Source organism: Enterobacter sp. WP_7_1 (genome assembly GCF_003688535.1).
Taxonomy (GTDB): Bacteria; Pseudomonadota; Gammaproteobacteria; order Enterobacterales; family Enterobacteriaceae; genus Enterobacter; species Enterobacter asburiae.
Genome location: NZ_REFK01000001.1, coordinates 775,602 through 791,084, shown reverse-complemented (window position 1 = coordinate 791,084; position 15,483 = coordinate 775,602). Strand labels below are relative to the sequence as shown.

Genomic DNA, 15,483 nt, shown 5'->3' with positions numbered 1-15,483 from the left:
ATGTTGCAGAAATAAAAAAACCGCCGGGAGATCCCGGCGGCAGGGGTTCAACCCGGCGTGTTACTTACTGCTGCCGTGGCTGTTTTTGCCCCCTTTCTTGCCAGCTTCAGATGCGCGCTGCGGGTCATTCTTGAAGTTGCCCCCGCTATGCTGGCCACCTTTACGGCCTGCTTCTGATGCTCTTTCACGGTCTTCTGCGAAATTACCTGAACCACCACGATGGTTTGCCATCTCTAACCTCCAGAATGTGAAACATTAGACATCATATTGCATTCAGTAAAAGAGGATTCTTTCACCTCGCAACACAAGGACAGTGCCTTTATCTGTGCCGCGTGAAACTAAGCTTAGTGGAATGCCGCTATCCGGCAAGCCGCAGGTAATATTCTGCAACATGAACTCAGCCTTTCGGGTGAGATGACGCGACGGTGATTCATAAACCTTTCTTATCATTTCAAAAATCCGCCGCCAAAAAGTTGTTTCATTTTGCTACAAAGCCTTTTTGTAACCATATTGTTATAAATCAAAGAAATGCCGTTCATTTTTGCAGTCTGGCTGTGATGGCATATCTTTAAAAGAACGCAGCGATCCGCTGTCAGAAAAACCAACGAGGAGTGATGCAAAATGGCAAAAGTTCTGGTGCTCTATTATTCCATGTATGGACACATTGAAACCATGGCTCACGCGGTAGCAGAAGGTGCGAACAGGGTTGATGGCGTTGAGGTTGTGGTGAAACGCGTACCGGAAACCATGCAGGCGGAAGCCTTCCTGAAAGCCGGGGGGAAAACGCAAAACGCTCCGGTCGCCACCCCGCAGGAGCTGGCGGACTATGATGCCATTATCTTCGGCACACCGACCCGCTTCGGCAATATGTCAGGCCAGATGCGCACCTTCCTCGATCAAACCGGCGGGCTTTGGGCATCCGGGGCGCTCTACGGCAAACTCGCCAGCGTATTCAGCTCAACCGGCACCGGCGGCGGTCAGGAGCAGACGATTACCTCAACCTGGACTACCCTTGCTCATCACGGGATGGTGATTGTGCCGATTGGCTACGGCGCCCAGGAGCTGTTTGATATTTCCCAGGTGCGTGGCGGTACGCCGTACGGCGCAACCACCATTGCCGGTGGGGATGGCTCACGTCAGCCAAGCAATGAAGAACTGTCTATCGCCCGCTATCAGGGTGAATACGTCGCGGGTCTGGCCAAAAAACTGAACGGCTAATACCCAACAGGAGGACAAGCATGCCAACTCAAGAATCCAAAGCTCACCACGTGGGCGAATGGGCAAGTTTACGCAACACCTCTCCGGAGATTGCCGAAGCTATCTTTGAAGTCGCGAAGTACGATGAAAAGCTGGCCGAGCAGATTTGGGAGGAAGGTAACGATGAGGTGCTGGTGCGCGCCTTCGAAAAAACGGATAAAGACTCGCTCTTCTGGGGCGAGCAAACCATCGAACGTAAAAACGTCTAAGCGTTTCCCCCCGCCGCAGCGGGGGGTTCTCCTTTACTTCGCCGCGTTATTCATTACCGCATTGAATTTATCGACAGGACAGAAGCCGTTCGCATCCACCGGGCAGCCTTTCAGCTCCAGCGTCACGCGCTGCGCGGGCGACTGAAGCGAAAGCACGCTGGCGTTACGCAGCTGCTCTGAACTCTGGTAGACATACTCAATTTTCATCAGCTCCTGATTGGCGTTTTTGTCATGCCAGCGCTGGAAGACAATCTTGCCGCCAATGGGGGTGCGCTCCTGCTGGTCGTGCAGCTGATACGGTTTGAAATCCAGGGCCGTCAGCAGGGAAGCAATGTTCGAGTCATGCCCCACCAGCAGGGTGATTTTCGGCGCTTTTGCCTGTTCGGTGACCAGCGTTTTATCAATGTACTTCACCAGCGGCTTCGCCACGTTTTGCGCCACCTCGGTAGAGGTAAACAGCGAGTCCTGATAGCCGTTCTTCAGCTTCGACAGCACGCGCCACTGCTGGTCGGTTTTGATTTCGCCCCAGGCTACCTGGTCGGCCGGGAAGCCTTCGTAATACTGCAGCGTGAACGCGTCCACCAGCGAGTTACCCACCTTCAGCGGCCCGGATACGCCAGGCTCTTTTTCATAGTCGGCGCTGAAGGTATCTTTCGCATCCGCCAGCGAGCAGACCTTTTTCTCTTTGCAGGACGGAGAATCGGCGTAGTTCGTCATCTGCTCCAGCAGCTTATAGCTTTCGGTAAGCTGCATTTTCTGCCGCTCGGACTCCATTGCCTTGAGCGCTTTTTCGCGGAATTCCGGCGAGTTATCGGTAATCACCGGATTGAAGGTCGGATCCATGGTGCCCATTTTTTCCTGATGGTGCACGGGAACGTCGCAGCCCGGGAACGCGCCGGTGATAAAGAACTGCGCGGTGGCGACGGTCCGCTGCAGGCTGTTAGCGTAAGCATAAACGCTATCCGCCGCTGGACATTCTCCCGTCTTGACCATGCCCTGCTGCGCCAGCCACTCGCGCATGTAATGGCCCATATAGACTTCCAGCACGCCGCCCTTGGTGGTGAGCTGACCGCCCGGCACCTCCCACTCCGGCCACTGCTTCGGCGTGGACTGCTCCAGCACGCTGCCGTTATTGGCGAGCGGTGCGCGCAGGTTATGGCGACTCATGATTAAAACTTGCTCCAGCTGATACCCTTCCGGCGTCTCTTGCGCCTGCACGCCAAACGTTGCTGAAATGGAACCGGCGACCGCCAGCGCGAGTAGTGCTTTTCTCATCCCAAATTCCTCACTCGTTTTAAAATGTCGCGTTCAGTGTGACAGATTCGTGACAATTTTCCGGGAAGCATTTCTCAAACTGATGATTAACGTGCTTACGGTGTGTACCAATAAGTTTTATAATAAAACTACACACCACCGGAGAATTGACCGTGAAACGTACCCGCCTCGAAGAGAGCACCTGCCCCGTCGCCCGTTCGCTGGATATCATCGGCGACTGGTGGTCGCTGCTGATTGTTCGCGACGCGCTGCGCGGGATTAAACGCTTCGGCGAGTTCCAGAAAAGTCTCGGCATTGCGAAAAACATGCTGACCACGCGGCTGAAACTGCTGGTCGACGAAGGCATCCTCCGGCTTCAGCCCGCGTCCGACGGCAGCGCCTGGCAGGAATACGTCCTGACAGACAAGGGGCGTGCCCTGCAAACGGTGCTGGTTGCCCTCTCCCAGTGGGGCAATGAATTTTTGTTTGCGGATAACGAATGCGGCACCGTGCTGGTCGATGCTGAACAGCGCAAACCCCTGCGCAAGCTGGCGCTTATCGCCGACGATGGGCGCGAACTGACGCCTGAAGAGATCGTGGCAAAACTTCCCTCATGATCGTAACCGACGGCAAAAGCACAAAATGCTCAGCAAAATGGTTGCATTATAAAACCAAATGACAGAGAGTTTATTCAGTTTCATCTTGAAACCAAATAACCCACTTTGCCTTGAGGTAACACACGATGACTACGCAAATCACCACCGCCCTGATTACGGGTGCCTCTTCCGGGATTGGTGCCGTTTATGCCGATCGCCTTGCCGCGCGCGGCGCTAACCTGGTGCTGGTCGCTCGTCGCGAAGATCGCCTGAAAACCCTCGCTGCCGACCTGCGCGCGCGCTATGGCGTGGCCGTCGATATTCTGGTCGCCGATCTTACCGACGAGACCGGGATCCGCGCCGTGGAAGAAGAACTGCGCAGCAATACCGCCATTGATACGCTGGTTAACAACGCGGGCACCGCGCAGATGGCACCTTTTCTCGCGGGCGAGGTGGCGCAGCATCAGGCTATTAACACCCTGAACACCACGGCGCTGATGCGTCTGACCTACGCCATCCTGCCCCGCCTGGAGCAGAACAATCGCGGCACGCTGATCAATATCGCGTCCGTGCTGGCCCTGCACGTGCGGGCGGGCAGCGCCCTCTACAGCGCCACTAAGGCGTGGGTGCTGAGCTTTACCCGTGGGTTACAGGAAGAGTTTGCCGACAGCAGCGTGCGCATTCAGGCCGTGCTGCCCGCCGCGACGGCGACCGAAATCTGGAGCCATTCGGGCGTCACGGTGAACGATCTGCCGGAAGGATCGGTGATGACCACCGACGATATGGTGGATGCGTCGCTGGCAGGCCTGGATCAGGGTGAACCGATCACCATCCCGCCGATGCACGACGCCGGCCTGTGGGATCGCTACGAAGCGGCGCGACTTGAGCTATTCAACAGCGCGCGCACCGGCATTCCGGCACCGCGCTACGTAAAACAGTAGCCTAACGCTCCAGCTGGTCACCGTACTCGCTCATCCAGGCGGCCAGCGGCGAGAGTGCGTCCTGCAGGGTTAGCCCCAGCCCGGTGATCTGATACTCCACGCGCGGCGGGATCTCCGGGTAGACCGTCCGCGTCACCAGCCCGCGCTGCTCAAACAGGCGCAGCTGCTTCGTCAGCTCTTTCTGGGTGATGGGGGCAGCGGCCCGCAGCAGATCGCCAAAGCGTACGGGCGTGTTGAACACAATCAGGCGGTAGAGAATGGGGATCGCCCACTTACCGGATATCAGGTTGACAAACTGCGTCATCGGGCAGGTATACGCCTCAGATTTTTTTTCGCAGCACACCTCCAGCATTTCTGCCATAGCACACCTCTTGCCTCTTTAGTATCCATTTGGTACCTGGTTTCCTTTCGATACTAACGTTTCTATAGTGCTTTCTCCAGTGACATTTCAGGAGAAGAACATGGGTCGTTTAACAGATAAATATACGCTGATTACCGGCGGCACCAGCGGCATCGGCCTCGCCACCGCGCAGGCGTTTATCGCCGAAGGCGCGCGCGTCGCCGTGACCGGACGCAATCCGGACACCCTCGCCGAAGCAGAACGTATTCTTGGCGATAAGGCCTGGGTGATCCCGACCGATGCGGGCGATATCACGTCGCAAAAAGCGCTGGCGGAAACCCTCGCCGCCCGCTGGCCACGCCTCGACGCGGTGTTTCTCAACGCCGGTGACGTGACGCACGCGCCGCTGGAAGCCTGGCAGGAGGATGCCTGGGACCGCCTGATGGGCATCAACCTGAAGGGACCGTTCTTTTTAATTCAGGCGCTGCTGCCGCTGCTGAATAACCCGTCGTCGGTGATCCTCTGCGGCTCCGTGAGCGCACGCATCGGCCTGCCCACCAGCAGCGTGTATGCCGCGAGCAAGGCCGCCCTGCTGTCGCTGGCGCGCACGCTGTCGGCGGAGCTGCTGCCGCGCGGGATCCGCGTCAACGGTCTGAGCCCCGGTCCGGTGGAAACCCCGGCGTTTACGAAGACGGGCTTAAGCGACGAGGCGCTTAACGCGATGATGGCAGAGGTCATCAAGCTGGTGCCGCTCGGCAGAATGGGCTCGACGACGGAGCTGGCAAAAGCCGCGCTCTATCTGGCCTCCGACGAGTCGAGCTACACGGTGGGAACGGAGCTGCTGGTGGACGGCGGAATGGGGAGTTTGTAACTCAAAAGGCGCTGATGCCGGTGACGATGCCGACATACAGCGCCGCCCATGCGCAGGCGGAAAGCAGGCTGACGGCGTAAACCTTGACTGCATTCAGCCTGAGCATCCCCGCCGCCAGCGGCACGATGTAGCGCAACACCGCCAGAAAGCGCGACGTAAACAGCACGATGACGCCGTTCTTTTGCAGCTGATGCTGTACCCGCAAAAACTTATCGGGATGCTTTGTGGTAAAACGCGTGACCAACCGGGTGTGCCCCATCAGCTGGCCGATATGGTAATTCAGCACCGAACCCGCCGCTGCCCCCAACACCACGGCCAGCCACGCCTGCGCAGGATGCATGCTCGCCTGGCTGACGGTAATGCCCGCCAGCAGCATCACCGAGGCGGGCGGCAGCACGGAGGAGACTAGCACCGTCGATTTACTCAGCGCCATCACAAATAACAGCGCAAAAAGATGTGCCGGATACAGCGCAAAATGATTCAGCAGATTATCAAACCACGCCATTATCCTCTCCTCCGTTGGTTATTTAATCCTCCATTAGAAATGAATTAACTTAAATAAATCCTCAACATTTTATTAATAAAAATCGGCTAAACCGTTCTTAAACATTATTTAATTTTCTGAGCGGTAAATTTAAATAAGCGTATTATTCCTCTCGTTTTACAACGATCTCGTTATGGCGAGGCTCCTGTACAAATACACGTTATCGCTCTGGTAGGTTCGAGAGAATCGACACAGGGTAAAACAGGCACTGTCGAATCAAGGCTTTGTCAGTATAACTTCCCTCGCGGGATACGGTGTACAGTGCTGAACCCAGGACGTGGGGATCTCCTCTTCGACATGCCCTGTCTTGCTCGCCCCTGAGAGATGTTATTATTCAAAGGGAATTCACTATGTCTTACGCTATTCACAACCAGAACCTGGCATTCAATGACAGCGCCATCGCGCAATATATGAATACCGATTTTATTGTCCTCGATATTTCATTATGCGTGGCGCTGGCGCGCGAGCAATTCTTCGAAAAATTAAAAGACGACGATATTCCGTCTCATATTTTTATTGAAGACAATGGCCGCCTGGCGGGCATGATTGCCGTACGTAAATTGCTGCAAACCGCCGATACGGTACAGCCGGTGAAATCGCTGATGATTTCGCAGTTTTTGCAGGTCAAACCGGAGGATGAACGTGCCGACGTTGCCGGACTGCTGGCGCACGGCGGCGCGGACGTGGTGCCAGTGGTCACCCACGGCAAGCTCGTCGGCTGCCTGACCGAGCGCGAAATCGCCCATCTGCTGGAAGATGACGTCACCGAAGACGCCCAGCTTCAGGGGGCAACGCTGCCGCTGGAGAAGCCCTATCTGGACACCAGCCCGTACAGCCTGTGGAAGAAACGCTCCGTCTGGCTGCTGCTGCTGTTTGTCGCGGAGGCCTATACCAGCTCGGTGATCCAGCATTTTGAAGAGGCGCTGGAGTCCGCTATCGCGCTGGCGTTCTTTATTCCGCTGCTGATCGGCACGGGCGGCAACAGCGGGACGCAGATCACCTCCACGCTGGTACGCGCCATGGCGCTGGGGGAAGTCCGTCTGCGCGACGTGGGCCGCGTGCTGCGTAAAGAGATGACCACCTCGCTGATGATTGCCGCCACGCTCGGTATCGCAGGGTGCATTCGCGCCTGGATGATGGGGATTGGGCTGGAAATCACGCTTATCGTCAGCCTGACGCTGGTGTGCATAACGCTCTGGAGCGCGATCGTGTCGTCCGTCATTCCGATGGTGCTCAAGCGCTGCGGCATTGACCCGGCGGTCGTCTCCGCGCCGTTTATCGCGACGCTTATCGACGGCACCGGGCTGATTATCTACTTTAAGATCGCGCAATATACGCTGGGGCTGGAGTAACGCTGACCTTGCCGGGTGGCGCTGCGCTTACCCGGCCTACAATTTAACACGGGCCACTGTCGGCCAGCGTTCTTACCGCCAGCCCAAACGCCTCAATCGCCAGGGCGACATCTTCAGCCATCACCGATTCCGCCGGATGATGGCTGACGCCTTCTTTGCAGCGCACAAACAGCATGCCGACCGGCCAGCGTTCCGCGATGGCAATCGCGTCGTGGCCCGCACCGCTGGGCAGCGATAGCGAGCGACCCTGTACCGATGTGACGGCCTCCCCCAGCACGTTTTGCAGGTGGATATCGCACGGCGTGGCGGCAATGCGGTAAAACTCCTCGGCGCTGAAGTCCAGACCGCGGCGCGAGGCGATCGCCTGCGCATGTTCCAGCAGGTCGTTAAGCAACCGATCCAGCGGCGCATCCTGCGGCCCGCGAATATCCAGCGAGAGCTGAACCTCTCCGGGGATCACGTTCACCGCCCCCGGCAGGCAGCGCAGCTCGCCAACCGTCGCCACCAGGTTGCCGCCCTGCTGTCGGGTAGCGTTTTCAATAATAACCATCCACTCGGCGGCGGCGGCCAGCGCGTCCCTGCGGTGGTGCATCGGCACGGTTCCCGCGTGACCGGCCTCGCCGGTGAAGCGGCAGTTCAGACGACGCGCGCCGTTAATGGCTTCCACCACGCCAAGGGCGAGCGCCTCCTGCTCAAGGCATGGCCCCTGCTCAATATGCAGCTCCAGATAGGCGCTGAAATCCTCCTGACGGCGCGCGGCATGCAGCACGCGGGCAGGATCGAGCCCCACCAGGGTCATCGCCTGCGCCACGCTGATTCCGCTGGCGTCGGCTTTTTCCAGCCAGCCCTGCGGCCAGGTGCCCGTCAGCCCCCGGCTGCCTAACAGCGTAATGCCGAAGCGGGTCCCCTCTTCGTCGCAAAAGCCGACAATCTCGATGGCCTGCGCCAGATGCACACCCTGCTGGTGCAGGCTGTCCACCACCTCAATGGCGGCAAGCACGCCGAGCATACCGTCGTAGCGCCCGGCGTTGCGCACGGTATCCAGATGCGAGCCGAGCAGCACCGCCTGCGCCCCTTCCTGCGCGCCCTCATAGCGTCCACAGATGTTGCCCACGCTGTCCTGCCAGACGGTCATTCCCGCCTGGCTCATCCACTGCCCCACCAGCTGGTTGGCCTGCAGATGCTGGGTTGAGAGATAAACCCTCGTCAGCGCATCCGGGGTTTCGCTGATGGCGGCCAGCGCGTCGGCGCGCGCCATCACCCGTTCAGCCGCCGGGCTCATTGCGGCGTCTCGCGGCGATAGTGGTCCCACGCGGCCTGCATGGCGGCCCCCTGCGTGGTGGTGAATTTCAGGTAGTTCAGCACCGACTCCAGCGCGCTCAGGGTGGTCATCACGCAGTCTTTGCGCGCATTGTAGCCCATGGTGCCAATGCGCCACACTTTGCCGTGCAGCGGACCAAACGAGGTGCCGATTTCAATCCCGAAATCCTCCAGCATCAGCTTGCGCACCTGGTCGCCGTTGACGCCCTGTGGGATAACCACGCCCAGCACGTTGTTCATCTTGTGCTTCAGGTCGCCGAAGGTCTCCAGCCCCATCGCCTGAATGCCCTTCAACAGCGCATCGCCGTGCAGCTTATGGCGCGCGATGCCGTTATCCAGCCCTTCCTGCAGGATCAGACGCGCGCATTCGCGGGCGCCAAACAGCGCGGTGGTGGCTTCGGTATGGTGGTTCAGCCGCTCCGGCCCCCAGTAGTCCATCACCATGCCGAGATCGAAATAGTTGGAGTAGATCATCTCCTCGTCGCCGTCGCGGTGGGCGTCGGTGCGTATGCCCTCCTCAACGCATTTGCGGCGGCGGATCGCCTCCTCCATGCGCGCGCTCAGGGTGATCGGCGAGGTGCCCGACGGGCCGCCGAGGCACTTCTGCATCCCGGCCGAGACGGCGTCCAGCCCCCAGGCATCGGTCTCCAGCGCGTTGCCGCCGAGCGACGCGGTGGCGTCGGTGTAAAACAGCACGTCGTAGCGGCGGCAGATGGCGCCGAGCTCGGCGAGGGGCTGCAGCATGGTGGTGGAGGTGTCGCCCTGCACGGTCAGCAGCAGGCGCGGGTGAATACGCTTAATCGCATCCTCTACCTGGTCCGGGGTGAACACCTCGCCCCACGGCACCTCGATGGTATGCACCTCGGCGCGGCAGCGGCGGGCAATTTCGCACAGCAGGTGACCAAAACGGCCAAAGACCGGCACCAGCACCTTATCTCCCGGGCGAATGGCGGAGACCAGAATGGCTTCAATTCCCGCGCGGGAGGTGCCGTCCACCAGCATCGTCCAGCGGTTCTCGGTGCGGAACACCCCGCGATAGAGCGCCATCACCTCGTTCATGTAGTGGGTCATGGCCGGGTCGTACTGGCCGATCAGCTGGCTCGACATGGCGCGCAGCACGCGCGGGTCGGCGTTGATCGGGCCCGGCCCCATCAGCAGGCGCTGGGGCGGGTTGATTTGCGGAAAGCGTGCGATATCCATTGTTAAGTCCTTATCAGTTGAGGCCGCGCACGGAGGAGATGAACTGCTTCAGTTCCGTGGTCTGCGGGTTGGCGAACAGCGTTTTGCTGTCGCCCTGCTCCCAGACTTTCCCCTGGTGCATAAACACCACGCGGTCGCCCACTTCGCGGGCAAAATTCATTTCATGGGTAACCAGTATGAGCGTCATCCCCTCGGCCGCCAGCTGCTCCAGCACCTTGAGCACTTCGCCCACCAGCTCCGGGTCCAGCGCGGAGGTGATCTCGTCACAGAGTAAAACTTTCGGCGACATCGCCAGCGCCCGGGCAATCGCCACGCGCTGCTGCTGGCCGCCGGAGAGGCTCGACGGGTAAAAATCCAGACGATCGCCTAGGCCCACTTTCTCCAGCATGCGCTGCGCCAGCGCCCGGCATTCGGCGGCGCTTTTCTTCAGCACCCGACGCGGGGCGAGCATCACATTTTCCAGCGCCGTCATGTGCGGGAACAGGTTAAAGCTCTGGAACACCATCCCGACCGAGCGGCTGATTTCCCGCGCCTGAGAATCCCGGTCGGTAATGGTCATGCCGCCCAGCTTGATGCTGCCGTCCTGATAGCCTTCCAGTCCGTTGATGCAGCGCAGCAGCGTGCTTTTGCCCGATCCGCTGCGTCCGATAATGGAGATCACCTGGCCCATGTCGATATCCAGATCGACGCCCTTGAGCACGTGGTTATCGCCGTAGTATTTCTGCACCTGATTAATGGTGATGAGAGGCATTGAATTTCGTCTCCAGATAGCGGCTGTAGCGCGACAGCGGATAACACAGAATAAAGTAGCCGAGCGCCACCAGCGCAAAGACCTTAAACGGCTGATAGGTCACGTTGGTCAGCATGGTCCCGGCCTTGGTCAGCTCGATAAAGCCGATGATCGACGCCAGCGCGGTGCCCTTGATCACCTGCACGGCAAATCCGACCGTCGGGGCGATGCCGATGCGCAGCGCCTGCGGGGCGACGACGCGAAACAGGGTCTGGCCAAAGGTCAGTCCCAGACAGCGCGAGGCTTCCCACTGCCCTTTCGGCAGCGCGCGAATGCTGCCGTTCCAGATATCGAGCAGAAACGCGCTGGTGTAGAAGGTTAACGCCAGCGAGGCGGCGGTCCACGGCGAGACGTCGATGCCGAACAGCGCCACGCCAAAGAAGGCCAGAAACAGCTGCATCAGCAGCGGCGTGCCCTGAAACAGCTCAATATAGCCGCGGATGATGCGCTTCACCGTGCGACCGCCCGTGAGGCGCAGCAGCAGGAGCGGCAGCGTCACCGCCGCCCCGCCGACAAACGCCACCAGCGACAGCAGCACCGTCCAGCGTCCGGCCAGCAGCAGGTTGCGAATAATGTCCCAGTCGGTAAAGGTGGTCATCATGCCTGCACCCCCAGCCATTTGCGTCCTGCCGCCATCATCAGCTGGCGCAGGGTAATCGACAGCGCTAAGTAAATGCCGGTTGTCACCAGATAGACCTCAAAGCTCAGAAACGTTCTGGACTGGATCAGGTTGGCGGCGAAGGTCAGCTCTTCATACGAGACCTGCGACACCACCGACGAGCCGAGCATCACGATAATGCACTGGCTCACCAGCGCCGGGTAAATGCGCTGCAGCGCGGGCGGCAGCACCACGCGAATAAAGGTCTGCAGGCGGGTCAGCCCCAGCACGCGTCCGGCTTCCCACTGCCCTTTCGGCGTGACCTGTATGCCCGCGCGGATAATTTCGGTGCTGTACGCCCCCAGGTTCACCACCATGGCCAGCAGCGCCGCTTCCCCCGCCGTCATCTTCAGCCCGAGATTCGGCAGGCCGAAGACGATGAAAAACAGCTGCACCACAAACGGCGTGTTGCGGATAATTTCCACGTACGCGCCCCAGATCCGGCTGAACCAGGTGGTGCGTCCGCTGCGGATCGCCGCCCCGAAAATACCTATCGCCAGCCCGCCGACGGTCGCCATCACCGTCAGCTGAACGGTGACCCACAGCCCCGCCAGCAGCTCCGGCCAGTGCGGCCAGAGCGCGGAGAAATGAAGTTGCTCCGTCATCGGCTCAGGCGCCAAGGTTTGCCGGCAGCGGAGCCTTCAGCCATTGCTCGGACAGGCCGTTCAGCGTGCCGTCCTTGATGCCCTGCTCAATCAGCGCATCCACTTTTGCCTTCAGGGCCGGTTCGTTTTTCTTCAGGCCAATAAAGCACGGCGAATCTTTCAGCATAAAGCTCGGCACCGGGGCTTTATCCGCGTTCTGGCGCGAAATAGCCGCCACCACGAGGTTGCCGGTTGCCACGTACTGCACCTGTCCGGAGAGGTAGGCGGAGAGCGTGGTGTTGTTGTCTTCGTAGCGCTTCACGTCCGCGTCTTTCGGCGCCAGGCCGGTCAGCACCATGTCCTCCACCGCCCCGCGCGTCACGCCGATGGTTTTTCCGCTCAGCGCGGCGGCGTCCTTCAGCTCGGCCCCTTTCGGACCAAACACGCCGAGGAAGAACGGCGCGTAGGCGCGGCTGAAGTCGATCACCTTCTCGCGCTCCGGGTTTTTACCGAGGCTGGAAATGACCAGATCCACCTTATCGGTTTGCAGGTACGGCACGCGGTTGGCGCTGGTCACCGGCACCAGCTGCAGCTTGAGCTTCATCTGTTTGGCCAGATAGCGCGCCATGTCGATGTCATAGCCCTGCGGCTGCAGGTCGGTCCCCACCGAGCCAAACGGCGGGAAGTCCTGCGGAACGGCAATGCGAATGGTGCCGCGCTTCTCGATATCCTGAAGCTGGTCAGCCTTTGCCGGCAGCTGTGTGAAGAGGCATGCGGCCCCGGCCAGTGCAATCAACAATTTTTTCATGGTGCTTCCCCGTAACGTTAACATGAAACAAAAGATTCTTTGAATGTGATTTTGCAACTAATGTGCCAGATAGGGCGAAGCGGGGAATATTCTTTCGAAGCCCGATAAAACGCGGACGGATCGAAAAAACGTATGTTTTCCCGACCCGTCAGACGCACCATTTTAATGCAAAGCACCAGCCTGATGCCCCATTATCGCTGTTCGAGTTCATCCAGCTGCTGGTAGAGGGAGGCAATCTCGTGAATGCGCGGACGGCCTTTATCGAGAATTTCATGCAGGAAGGCGTTAGCCAGCAGGTTAATCAGACTGTTGACCGAGGAATAGCTGTCATACGCGGAGACGCTGTCAAGCGGGGCGCAGAGCTGCCAGCTCGCCAGCGGAAACAGGCTGTGCGCCTGCGGCTCGCACATCAGCAGCACAGGAATACCGCTGCTCTGAAGCTGCTGCATCAGCGGGCGGATAATGCGCGGGCGGCGGCGAAAGGCCATCATGACCACCAGATCGTCCGACGTTAAATCCACCAGCTCTTCGCTCAGGCTCTGCCCCGGCTGCGGCAGGACCAGCACCTGACCGCGCGCCTGCAGCAGCTGCTGGCGCAGGTGCAGCGCCGCCGGATAGGCGTTACGCATGCCGATAATGACGATGCGCCGCGCCTTCACCATGCAGGCCATCGCGTCGGCAAACTGCTGCGCGTCGAGGGCATTAACCCACTGGGTCAGGTTCGCCATCTCCTGCTTATAGTGGCGCGCCAGCAGCGTATTGCCCTGCACCGCGTCGCGGTTATCGGTGAGCGGCATCCCGCTCTGGCGCAGGGTGCGCAGCTCGTCGCGCATGTCTTTATATTTCTCATAGCCCAGACGCTTAAACAGACGGCTGACCGTGGCTTTCGACACCCCACTCAGCTGCGCCAGCTCGGCGCTGTTGTAGCTAATCAGATCGTCAAAATGATCGAAAATAAAATCCGCCACCCGCTGCTCCTGCGGCGACAGCGACGGGTACTGTGCTTTCAGACGTTCATCCAGTTGTTCCATAGCGCCTCTGTAACTTTTGTTTCATCACATTTTGCCTTTCATTCTACCTTTCATTATACGTGCCAGTTTACTGAAACTTTTCTTTCAGAACTGGAACAGCTTTTGCAGCACCTTGTGACTTTCAGGGTTACGAGGACGCTTTATGCAAAGTAATGTCTCCACGCACGGCATGGCCGTTGCGCCCCACCATCTTGCCAGCCAGAGCGCGCTGGCGGTGCTGCGCGAAGGCGGCAGCGCGATAGAGGCAATGGTCGCCGCGGCGGCCACCATTGCCGTGGTTTATCCGCACATGAACGGCCTGGGCGGCGATGGCTTCTGGCTTATCGTGCCGCCGGAAGGCGAACCTGTCGCCATTGATGCCAGCGGCGCGGCGGGATCGCGCGCAACGCTCGCCGCCTACGACGGGCTGGCGCATATTCCCCACCGCGGCCCCCGCGCGGCGCTGACCGTCGCCGGCACGGTGAGCGGCTGGGACGAGGCGCTGAAGGTCTCGCGCGAGATGACCGGCAAGGCGCTGCCGCTGGCTCGTCTGCTGGCCGACGCCATTGAGTATGCGCAGAACGGCACGCCGGTCACGGCCTCTCAGGCCCACGCCACGGCCAGCAAATTCGACGAGCTGAAGGACGTCCCCGGCTTCGCGGAAACCTGGCTGGTGGACGGTAAGCCGCCGCAGGTCGGCAGCCGCTTTTACCAGCCCGCCATGGCCACGACCCTGACGCGCCTGGCGGAGGACGGTCTGGACAGCTTTTACCGCGGCCCGCTGGCGGACGTGCTGGCGCACGGCATGGAGACGCTGGGCCTGCCCGTGACGCTGGCCGATTTACACGCCCACGCTGCCCGGCGCACCGCGCCGCTGAGGCTGCAGCATCAGCAGGGGGAGATCTTTAACCACGCCCCGCCGACGCAGGGGCTGGTCTCGCTGGCGATACTCGGCATCACCGACCGCCTGAATATGGCGGAGGCCGACGACGCCGACACCCTTCACCGCATCGTTGAAGCCACCAAGCTGGCCTTTGGCCTGCGCGATGCCCACATCACCGACCCGCGCGAGCTGAAAACCGATATCCAGAGCCTGCTGGACCCCGCATCCCTTCAGGCGCTTGCCGACAGGGTTGACGACGGCCGCGCCGCGCCGTGGGGAATCGGAAAAGGCCCCGGCGATACGGTGTGGATGGGGGTAATGGATAACAGCGGGCTCGCCGTGTCGTTTATCCAGAGTATCTATCACGAGTTCGGCAGCGGCGTGGTGCTGCCCGACACCGGCATCGTCTGGCAGAACCGGGGCGCATCGTTCAGCCTCGATCCGAATCATCTTCTGGCCCTCGCGCCGGGCAAGCAGCCCTTCCATACCCTGAACCCGGCGGCGGCGCGTCTTAAGGACGGGCGCGTAATGGTCTACGGCTCCATGGGCGGCGACGGCCAGCCGCAAACCCAGGCCGCGCTCTTTACCCGCTACGCGATTCAGGGCGTGCCTTTACAGGAAAGCATTTCCCGCCCGCGCTGGCTGCTGGGCCGTACCTGGGGACAAACCTCGGACACGTTAAAGCTTGAAGGACGCTTTAGCGCTGAGACGGTCTCGCAGCTCCGCGCGCGGGGACATGAGGTGGAAATATTCCCTGACTTCAGCGAAGCAATGGGCCACGCGGGCGCGATTGTTCGCCACCCCAACGGGCTGTTCGAAGGGGCATTTGACCCGCGCAGCAACGGCGCGGCCGCCGGATTCTGAGG

Annotated in this window: 18 protein-coding genes and 1 riboswitch; of the genes, 7 read left to right on the top strand and 11 right to left on the bottom strand. The window is 60.0% G+C overall.

Annotation, left to right across the window (positions count from 1 at the left end; genetic code table 11):
• Positions 1-60: 60 nt before the first annotated feature.
• Positions 61-231, bottom strand: coding sequence for a general stress protein (locus tag BJ885_RS03865; RefSeq protein ID WP_023311077.1), 171 nt, complete (start codon positions 229-231; stop codon positions 61-63).
• Positions 232-621: 390 nt separating this feature from the next.
• Here BJ885_RS03865 and wrbA point away from each other — a divergent pair, with 390 nt between their 5' ends.
• Both wrbA and BJ885_RS03855 read left to right on the top strand, forming a co-directional pair.
• A complete protein-coding gene (gene wrbA, locus BJ885_RS03860) occupies positions 622-1,218 on the top strand; it encodes an NAD(P)H:quinone oxidoreductase (RefSeq protein WP_023311076.1) in 597 nt (198 codons plus the stop codon).
• A 20-nt stretch (positions 1,219-1,238) separates the two neighbouring features.
• Positions 1,239-1,466 carry a YccJ family protein gene (locus BJ885_RS03855; RefSeq protein WP_008499832.1) on the top strand — a complete coding sequence of 76 codons (228 nt, stop codon included), beginning with the start codon at positions 1,239-1,241 and terminating at the stop codon, positions 1,464-1,466.
• A 33-nt stretch (positions 1,467-1,499) separates the two neighbouring features.
• Here BJ885_RS03855 and agp read toward each other — a convergent pair whose 3' ends face one another.
• The gene (agp, locus tag BJ885_RS03850) at positions 1,500-2,741 is read right to left on the bottom strand and encodes a bifunctional glucose-1-phosphatase/inositol phosphatase (RefSeq protein ID WP_063439636.1); all 1,242 of its coding nucleotides are present in this window, start codon (positions 2,739-2,741) and stop codon (positions 1,500-1,502) included.
• A gap of 152 nt (positions 2,742-2,893) precedes the next feature.
• Here agp and BJ885_RS03845 point away from each other — a divergent pair, with 152 nt between their 5' ends.
• A complete protein-coding gene (locus BJ885_RS03845; RefSeq protein ID WP_121931227.1) occupies positions 2,894-3,337 on the top strand; it encodes a helix-turn-helix domain-containing protein in 444 nt (147 codons plus the stop codon).
• A gap of 125 nt (positions 3,338-3,462) precedes the next feature.
• Complete coding sequence (locus tag BJ885_RS03840; RefSeq protein WP_121931226.1) at positions 3,463-4,257, top strand: SDR family oxidoreductase; 795 nt, start codon at positions 3,463-3,465, stop codon at positions 4,255-4,257.
• 1 nt (position 4,258) lies between these two features.
• Here the strand turns inward: BJ885_RS03840 and BJ885_RS03835 are convergent, their stop codons facing one another.
• Positions 4,259-4,618 (bottom strand): helix-turn-helix domain-containing protein, encoded by a 360-nt coding sequence (locus tag BJ885_RS03835; protein WP_121425836.1) that lies wholly within the window; start codon positions 4,616-4,618, stop codon positions 4,259-4,261.
• Positions 4,619-4,718: 100 nt separating this feature from the next.
• Between BJ885_RS03835 and BJ885_RS03830 the strand changes: the two genes are divergently transcribed.
• The gene (locus BJ885_RS03830) at positions 4,719-5,468 is read left to right on the top strand and encodes an SDR family oxidoreductase (RefSeq protein ID WP_121931225.1); all 750 of its coding nucleotides are present in this window, start codon (positions 4,719-4,721) and stop codon (positions 5,466-5,468) included.
• A 1-nt stretch (position 5,469) separates the two neighbouring features.
• On the opposite strand, the gene BJ885_RS03825 is transcribed toward BJ885_RS03830, so the two are convergent.
• Positions 5,470-5,973, bottom strand: a complete 504-nt coding sequence (locus BJ885_RS03825) for a DedA family protein (protein WP_121931224.1) — start codon at positions 5,971-5,973, stop codon at positions 5,470-5,472.
• A gap of 159 nt (positions 5,974-6,132) precedes the next feature.
• Positions 6,133-6,302: riboswitch (M-box (ykoK) riboswitch) on the top strand.
• A gap of 60 nt (positions 6,303-6,362) precedes the next feature.
• On the opposite strand from BJ885_RS03825, the gene BJ885_RS03820 reads away from it, so the two are divergent.
• Positions 6,363-7,364 carry a magnesium transporter gene (locus tag BJ885_RS03820; RefSeq protein ID WP_029741838.1) on the top strand — a complete coding sequence of 334 codons (1,002 nt, stop codon included), beginning with the start codon at positions 6,363-6,365 and terminating at the stop codon, positions 7,362-7,364.
• A gap of 43 nt (positions 7,365-7,407) precedes the next feature.
• Here BJ885_RS03820 and hpxK read toward each other — a convergent pair whose 3' ends face one another.
• The 7 genes from hpxK to hpxU form a co-directional block, all read right to left on the bottom strand.
• Positions 7,408-8,646: an allantoate amidohydrolase gene (gene hpxK / locus BJ885_RS03815; RefSeq protein ID WP_121931223.1), complete on the bottom strand. Its 1,239-nt coding sequence runs from the start codon at positions 8,644-8,646 to the stop codon at positions 7,408-7,410.
• Positions 8,643-9,884 carry an alanine--glyoxylate aminotransferase family protein gene (locus tag BJ885_RS03810; RefSeq protein WP_121931222.1) on the bottom strand — a complete coding sequence of 414 codons (1,242 nt, stop codon included), beginning with the start codon at positions 9,882-9,884 and terminating at the stop codon, positions 8,643-8,645. The genes hpxK and BJ885_RS03810 overlap by 4 nt, the downstream gene beginning before the upstream one ends.
• A 13-nt stretch (positions 9,885-9,897) precedes the next feature.
• Positions 9,898-10,635, bottom strand: coding sequence for an amino acid ABC transporter ATP-binding protein (locus BJ885_RS03805; RefSeq protein ID WP_121931221.1), 738 nt, complete (start codon positions 10,633-10,635; stop codon positions 9,898-9,900).
• Entirely contained in the window at positions 10,616-11,272 is a 657-nt protein-coding gene (locus BJ885_RS03800; RefSeq protein WP_072034229.1) for an amino acid ABC transporter permease, read from the bottom strand. The genes BJ885_RS03805 and BJ885_RS03800 overlap by 20 nt, the downstream gene beginning before the upstream one ends.
• Positions 11,272-11,937 carry an amino acid ABC transporter permease gene (locus BJ885_RS03795; protein WP_045401934.1) on the bottom strand — a complete coding sequence of 222 codons (666 nt, stop codon included), beginning with the start codon at positions 11,935-11,937 and terminating at the stop codon, positions 11,272-11,274. Before BJ885_RS03795 ends, BJ885_RS03800 begins: the two co-directional genes overlap by 1 nt.
• A 4-nt stretch (positions 11,938-11,941) precedes the next feature.
• Entirely contained in the window at positions 11,942-12,724 is a 783-nt protein-coding gene (locus tag BJ885_RS03790; RefSeq protein ID WP_023311064.1) for a transporter substrate-binding domain-containing protein, read from the bottom strand.
• 191 nt (positions 12,725-12,915) lie between these two features.
• On the bottom strand, positions 12,916-13,755 hold the full coding sequence (gene hpxU / locus BJ885_RS03785) for a MurR/RpiR family transcriptional regulator HpxU (RefSeq protein ID WP_121931220.1): 840 nt from the start codon (positions 13,753-13,755) through the stop codon (positions 12,916-12,918).
• Positions 13,756-13,897: 142 nt separating this feature from the next.
• Here hpxU and hpxW point away from each other — a divergent pair, with 142 nt between their 5' ends.
• Complete coding sequence (hpxW, locus tag BJ885_RS03780; protein WP_121931219.1) at positions 13,898-15,481, top strand: oxamate amidohydrolase; 1,584 nt, start codon at positions 13,898-13,900, stop codon at positions 15,479-15,481.
• Positions 15,482-15,483 lie beyond the last annotated feature (2 nt).

What these genes read in the sequence shown, in the direction of transcription:
- BJ885_RS03865 (WP_023311077.1), bottom strand. Translation starts at nt 231, where the DNA reads ATGGCAAACCATCGTGGTGGTTCAGGTAATTTCGCAGAAGACCGTGAA.
- wrbA (WP_023311076.1), top strand. Translation starts at nt 622, where the DNA reads ATGGCAAAAGTTCTGGTGCTCTATTATTCCATGTATGGACACATTGAA.
- BJ885_RS03855 (WP_008499832.1), top strand. Translation starts at nt 1,239, where the DNA reads ATGCCAACTCAAGAATCCAAAGCTCACCACGTGGGCGAATGGGCAAGT.
- agp (WP_063439636.1), bottom strand. Translation starts at nt 2,741, where the DNA reads ATGAGAAAAGCACTACTCGCGCTGGCGGTCGCCGGTTCCATTTCAGCA.
- BJ885_RS03840 (WP_121931226.1), top strand. Translation starts at nt 3,463, where the DNA reads ATGACTACGCAAATCACCACCGCCCTGATTACGGGTGCCTCTTCCGGG.
- BJ885_RS03835 (WP_121425836.1), bottom strand. Translation starts at nt 4,618, where the DNA reads ATGGCAGAAATGCTGGAGGTGTGCTGCGAAAAAAAATCTGAGGCGTAT.
- BJ885_RS03830 (WP_121931225.1), top strand. Translation starts at nt 4,719, where the DNA reads ATGGGTCGTTTAACAGATAAATATACGCTGATTACCGGCGGCACCAGC.
- BJ885_RS03825 (WP_121931224.1), bottom strand. Translation starts at nt 5,973, where the DNA reads ATGGCGTGGTTTGATAATCTGCTGAATCATTTTGCGCTGTATCCGGCA.
- BJ885_RS03820 (WP_029741838.1), top strand. Translation starts at nt 6,363, where the DNA reads ATGTCTTACGCTATTCACAACCAGAACCTGGCATTCAATGACAGCGCC.
- hpxK (WP_121931223.1), bottom strand. Translation starts at nt 8,646, where the DNA reads ATGAGCCCGGCGGCTGAACGGGTGATGGCGCGCGCCGACGCGCTGGCC.
- BJ885_RS03810 (WP_121931222.1), bottom strand. Translation starts at nt 9,884, where the DNA reads ATGGATATCGCACGCTTTCCGCAAATCAACCCGCCCCAGCGCCTGCTG.
- BJ885_RS03805 (WP_121931221.1), bottom strand. Translation starts at nt 10,635, where the DNA reads ATGCCTCTCATCACCATTAATCAGGTGCAGAAATACTACGGCGATAAC.
- BJ885_RS03800 (WP_072034229.1), bottom strand. Translation starts at nt 11,272, where the DNA reads ATGACCACCTTTACCGACTGGGACATTATTCGCAACCTGCTGCTGGCC.
- BJ885_RS03795 (WP_045401934.1), bottom strand. Translation starts at nt 11,937, where the DNA reads ATGACGGAGCAACTTCATTTCTCCGCGCTCTGGCCGCACTGGCCGGAG.
- BJ885_RS03790 (WP_023311064.1), bottom strand. Translation starts at nt 12,724, where the DNA reads ATGAAAAAATTGTTGATTGCACTGGCCGGGGCCGCATGCCTCTTCACA.
- hpxU (WP_121931220.1), bottom strand. Translation starts at nt 13,755, where the DNA reads ATGGAACAACTGGATGAACGTCTGAAAGCACAGTACCCGTCGCTGTCG.
- hpxW (WP_121931219.1), top strand. Translation starts at nt 13,898, where the DNA reads ATGCAAAGTAATGTCTCCACGCACGGCATGGCCGTTGCGCCCCACCAT.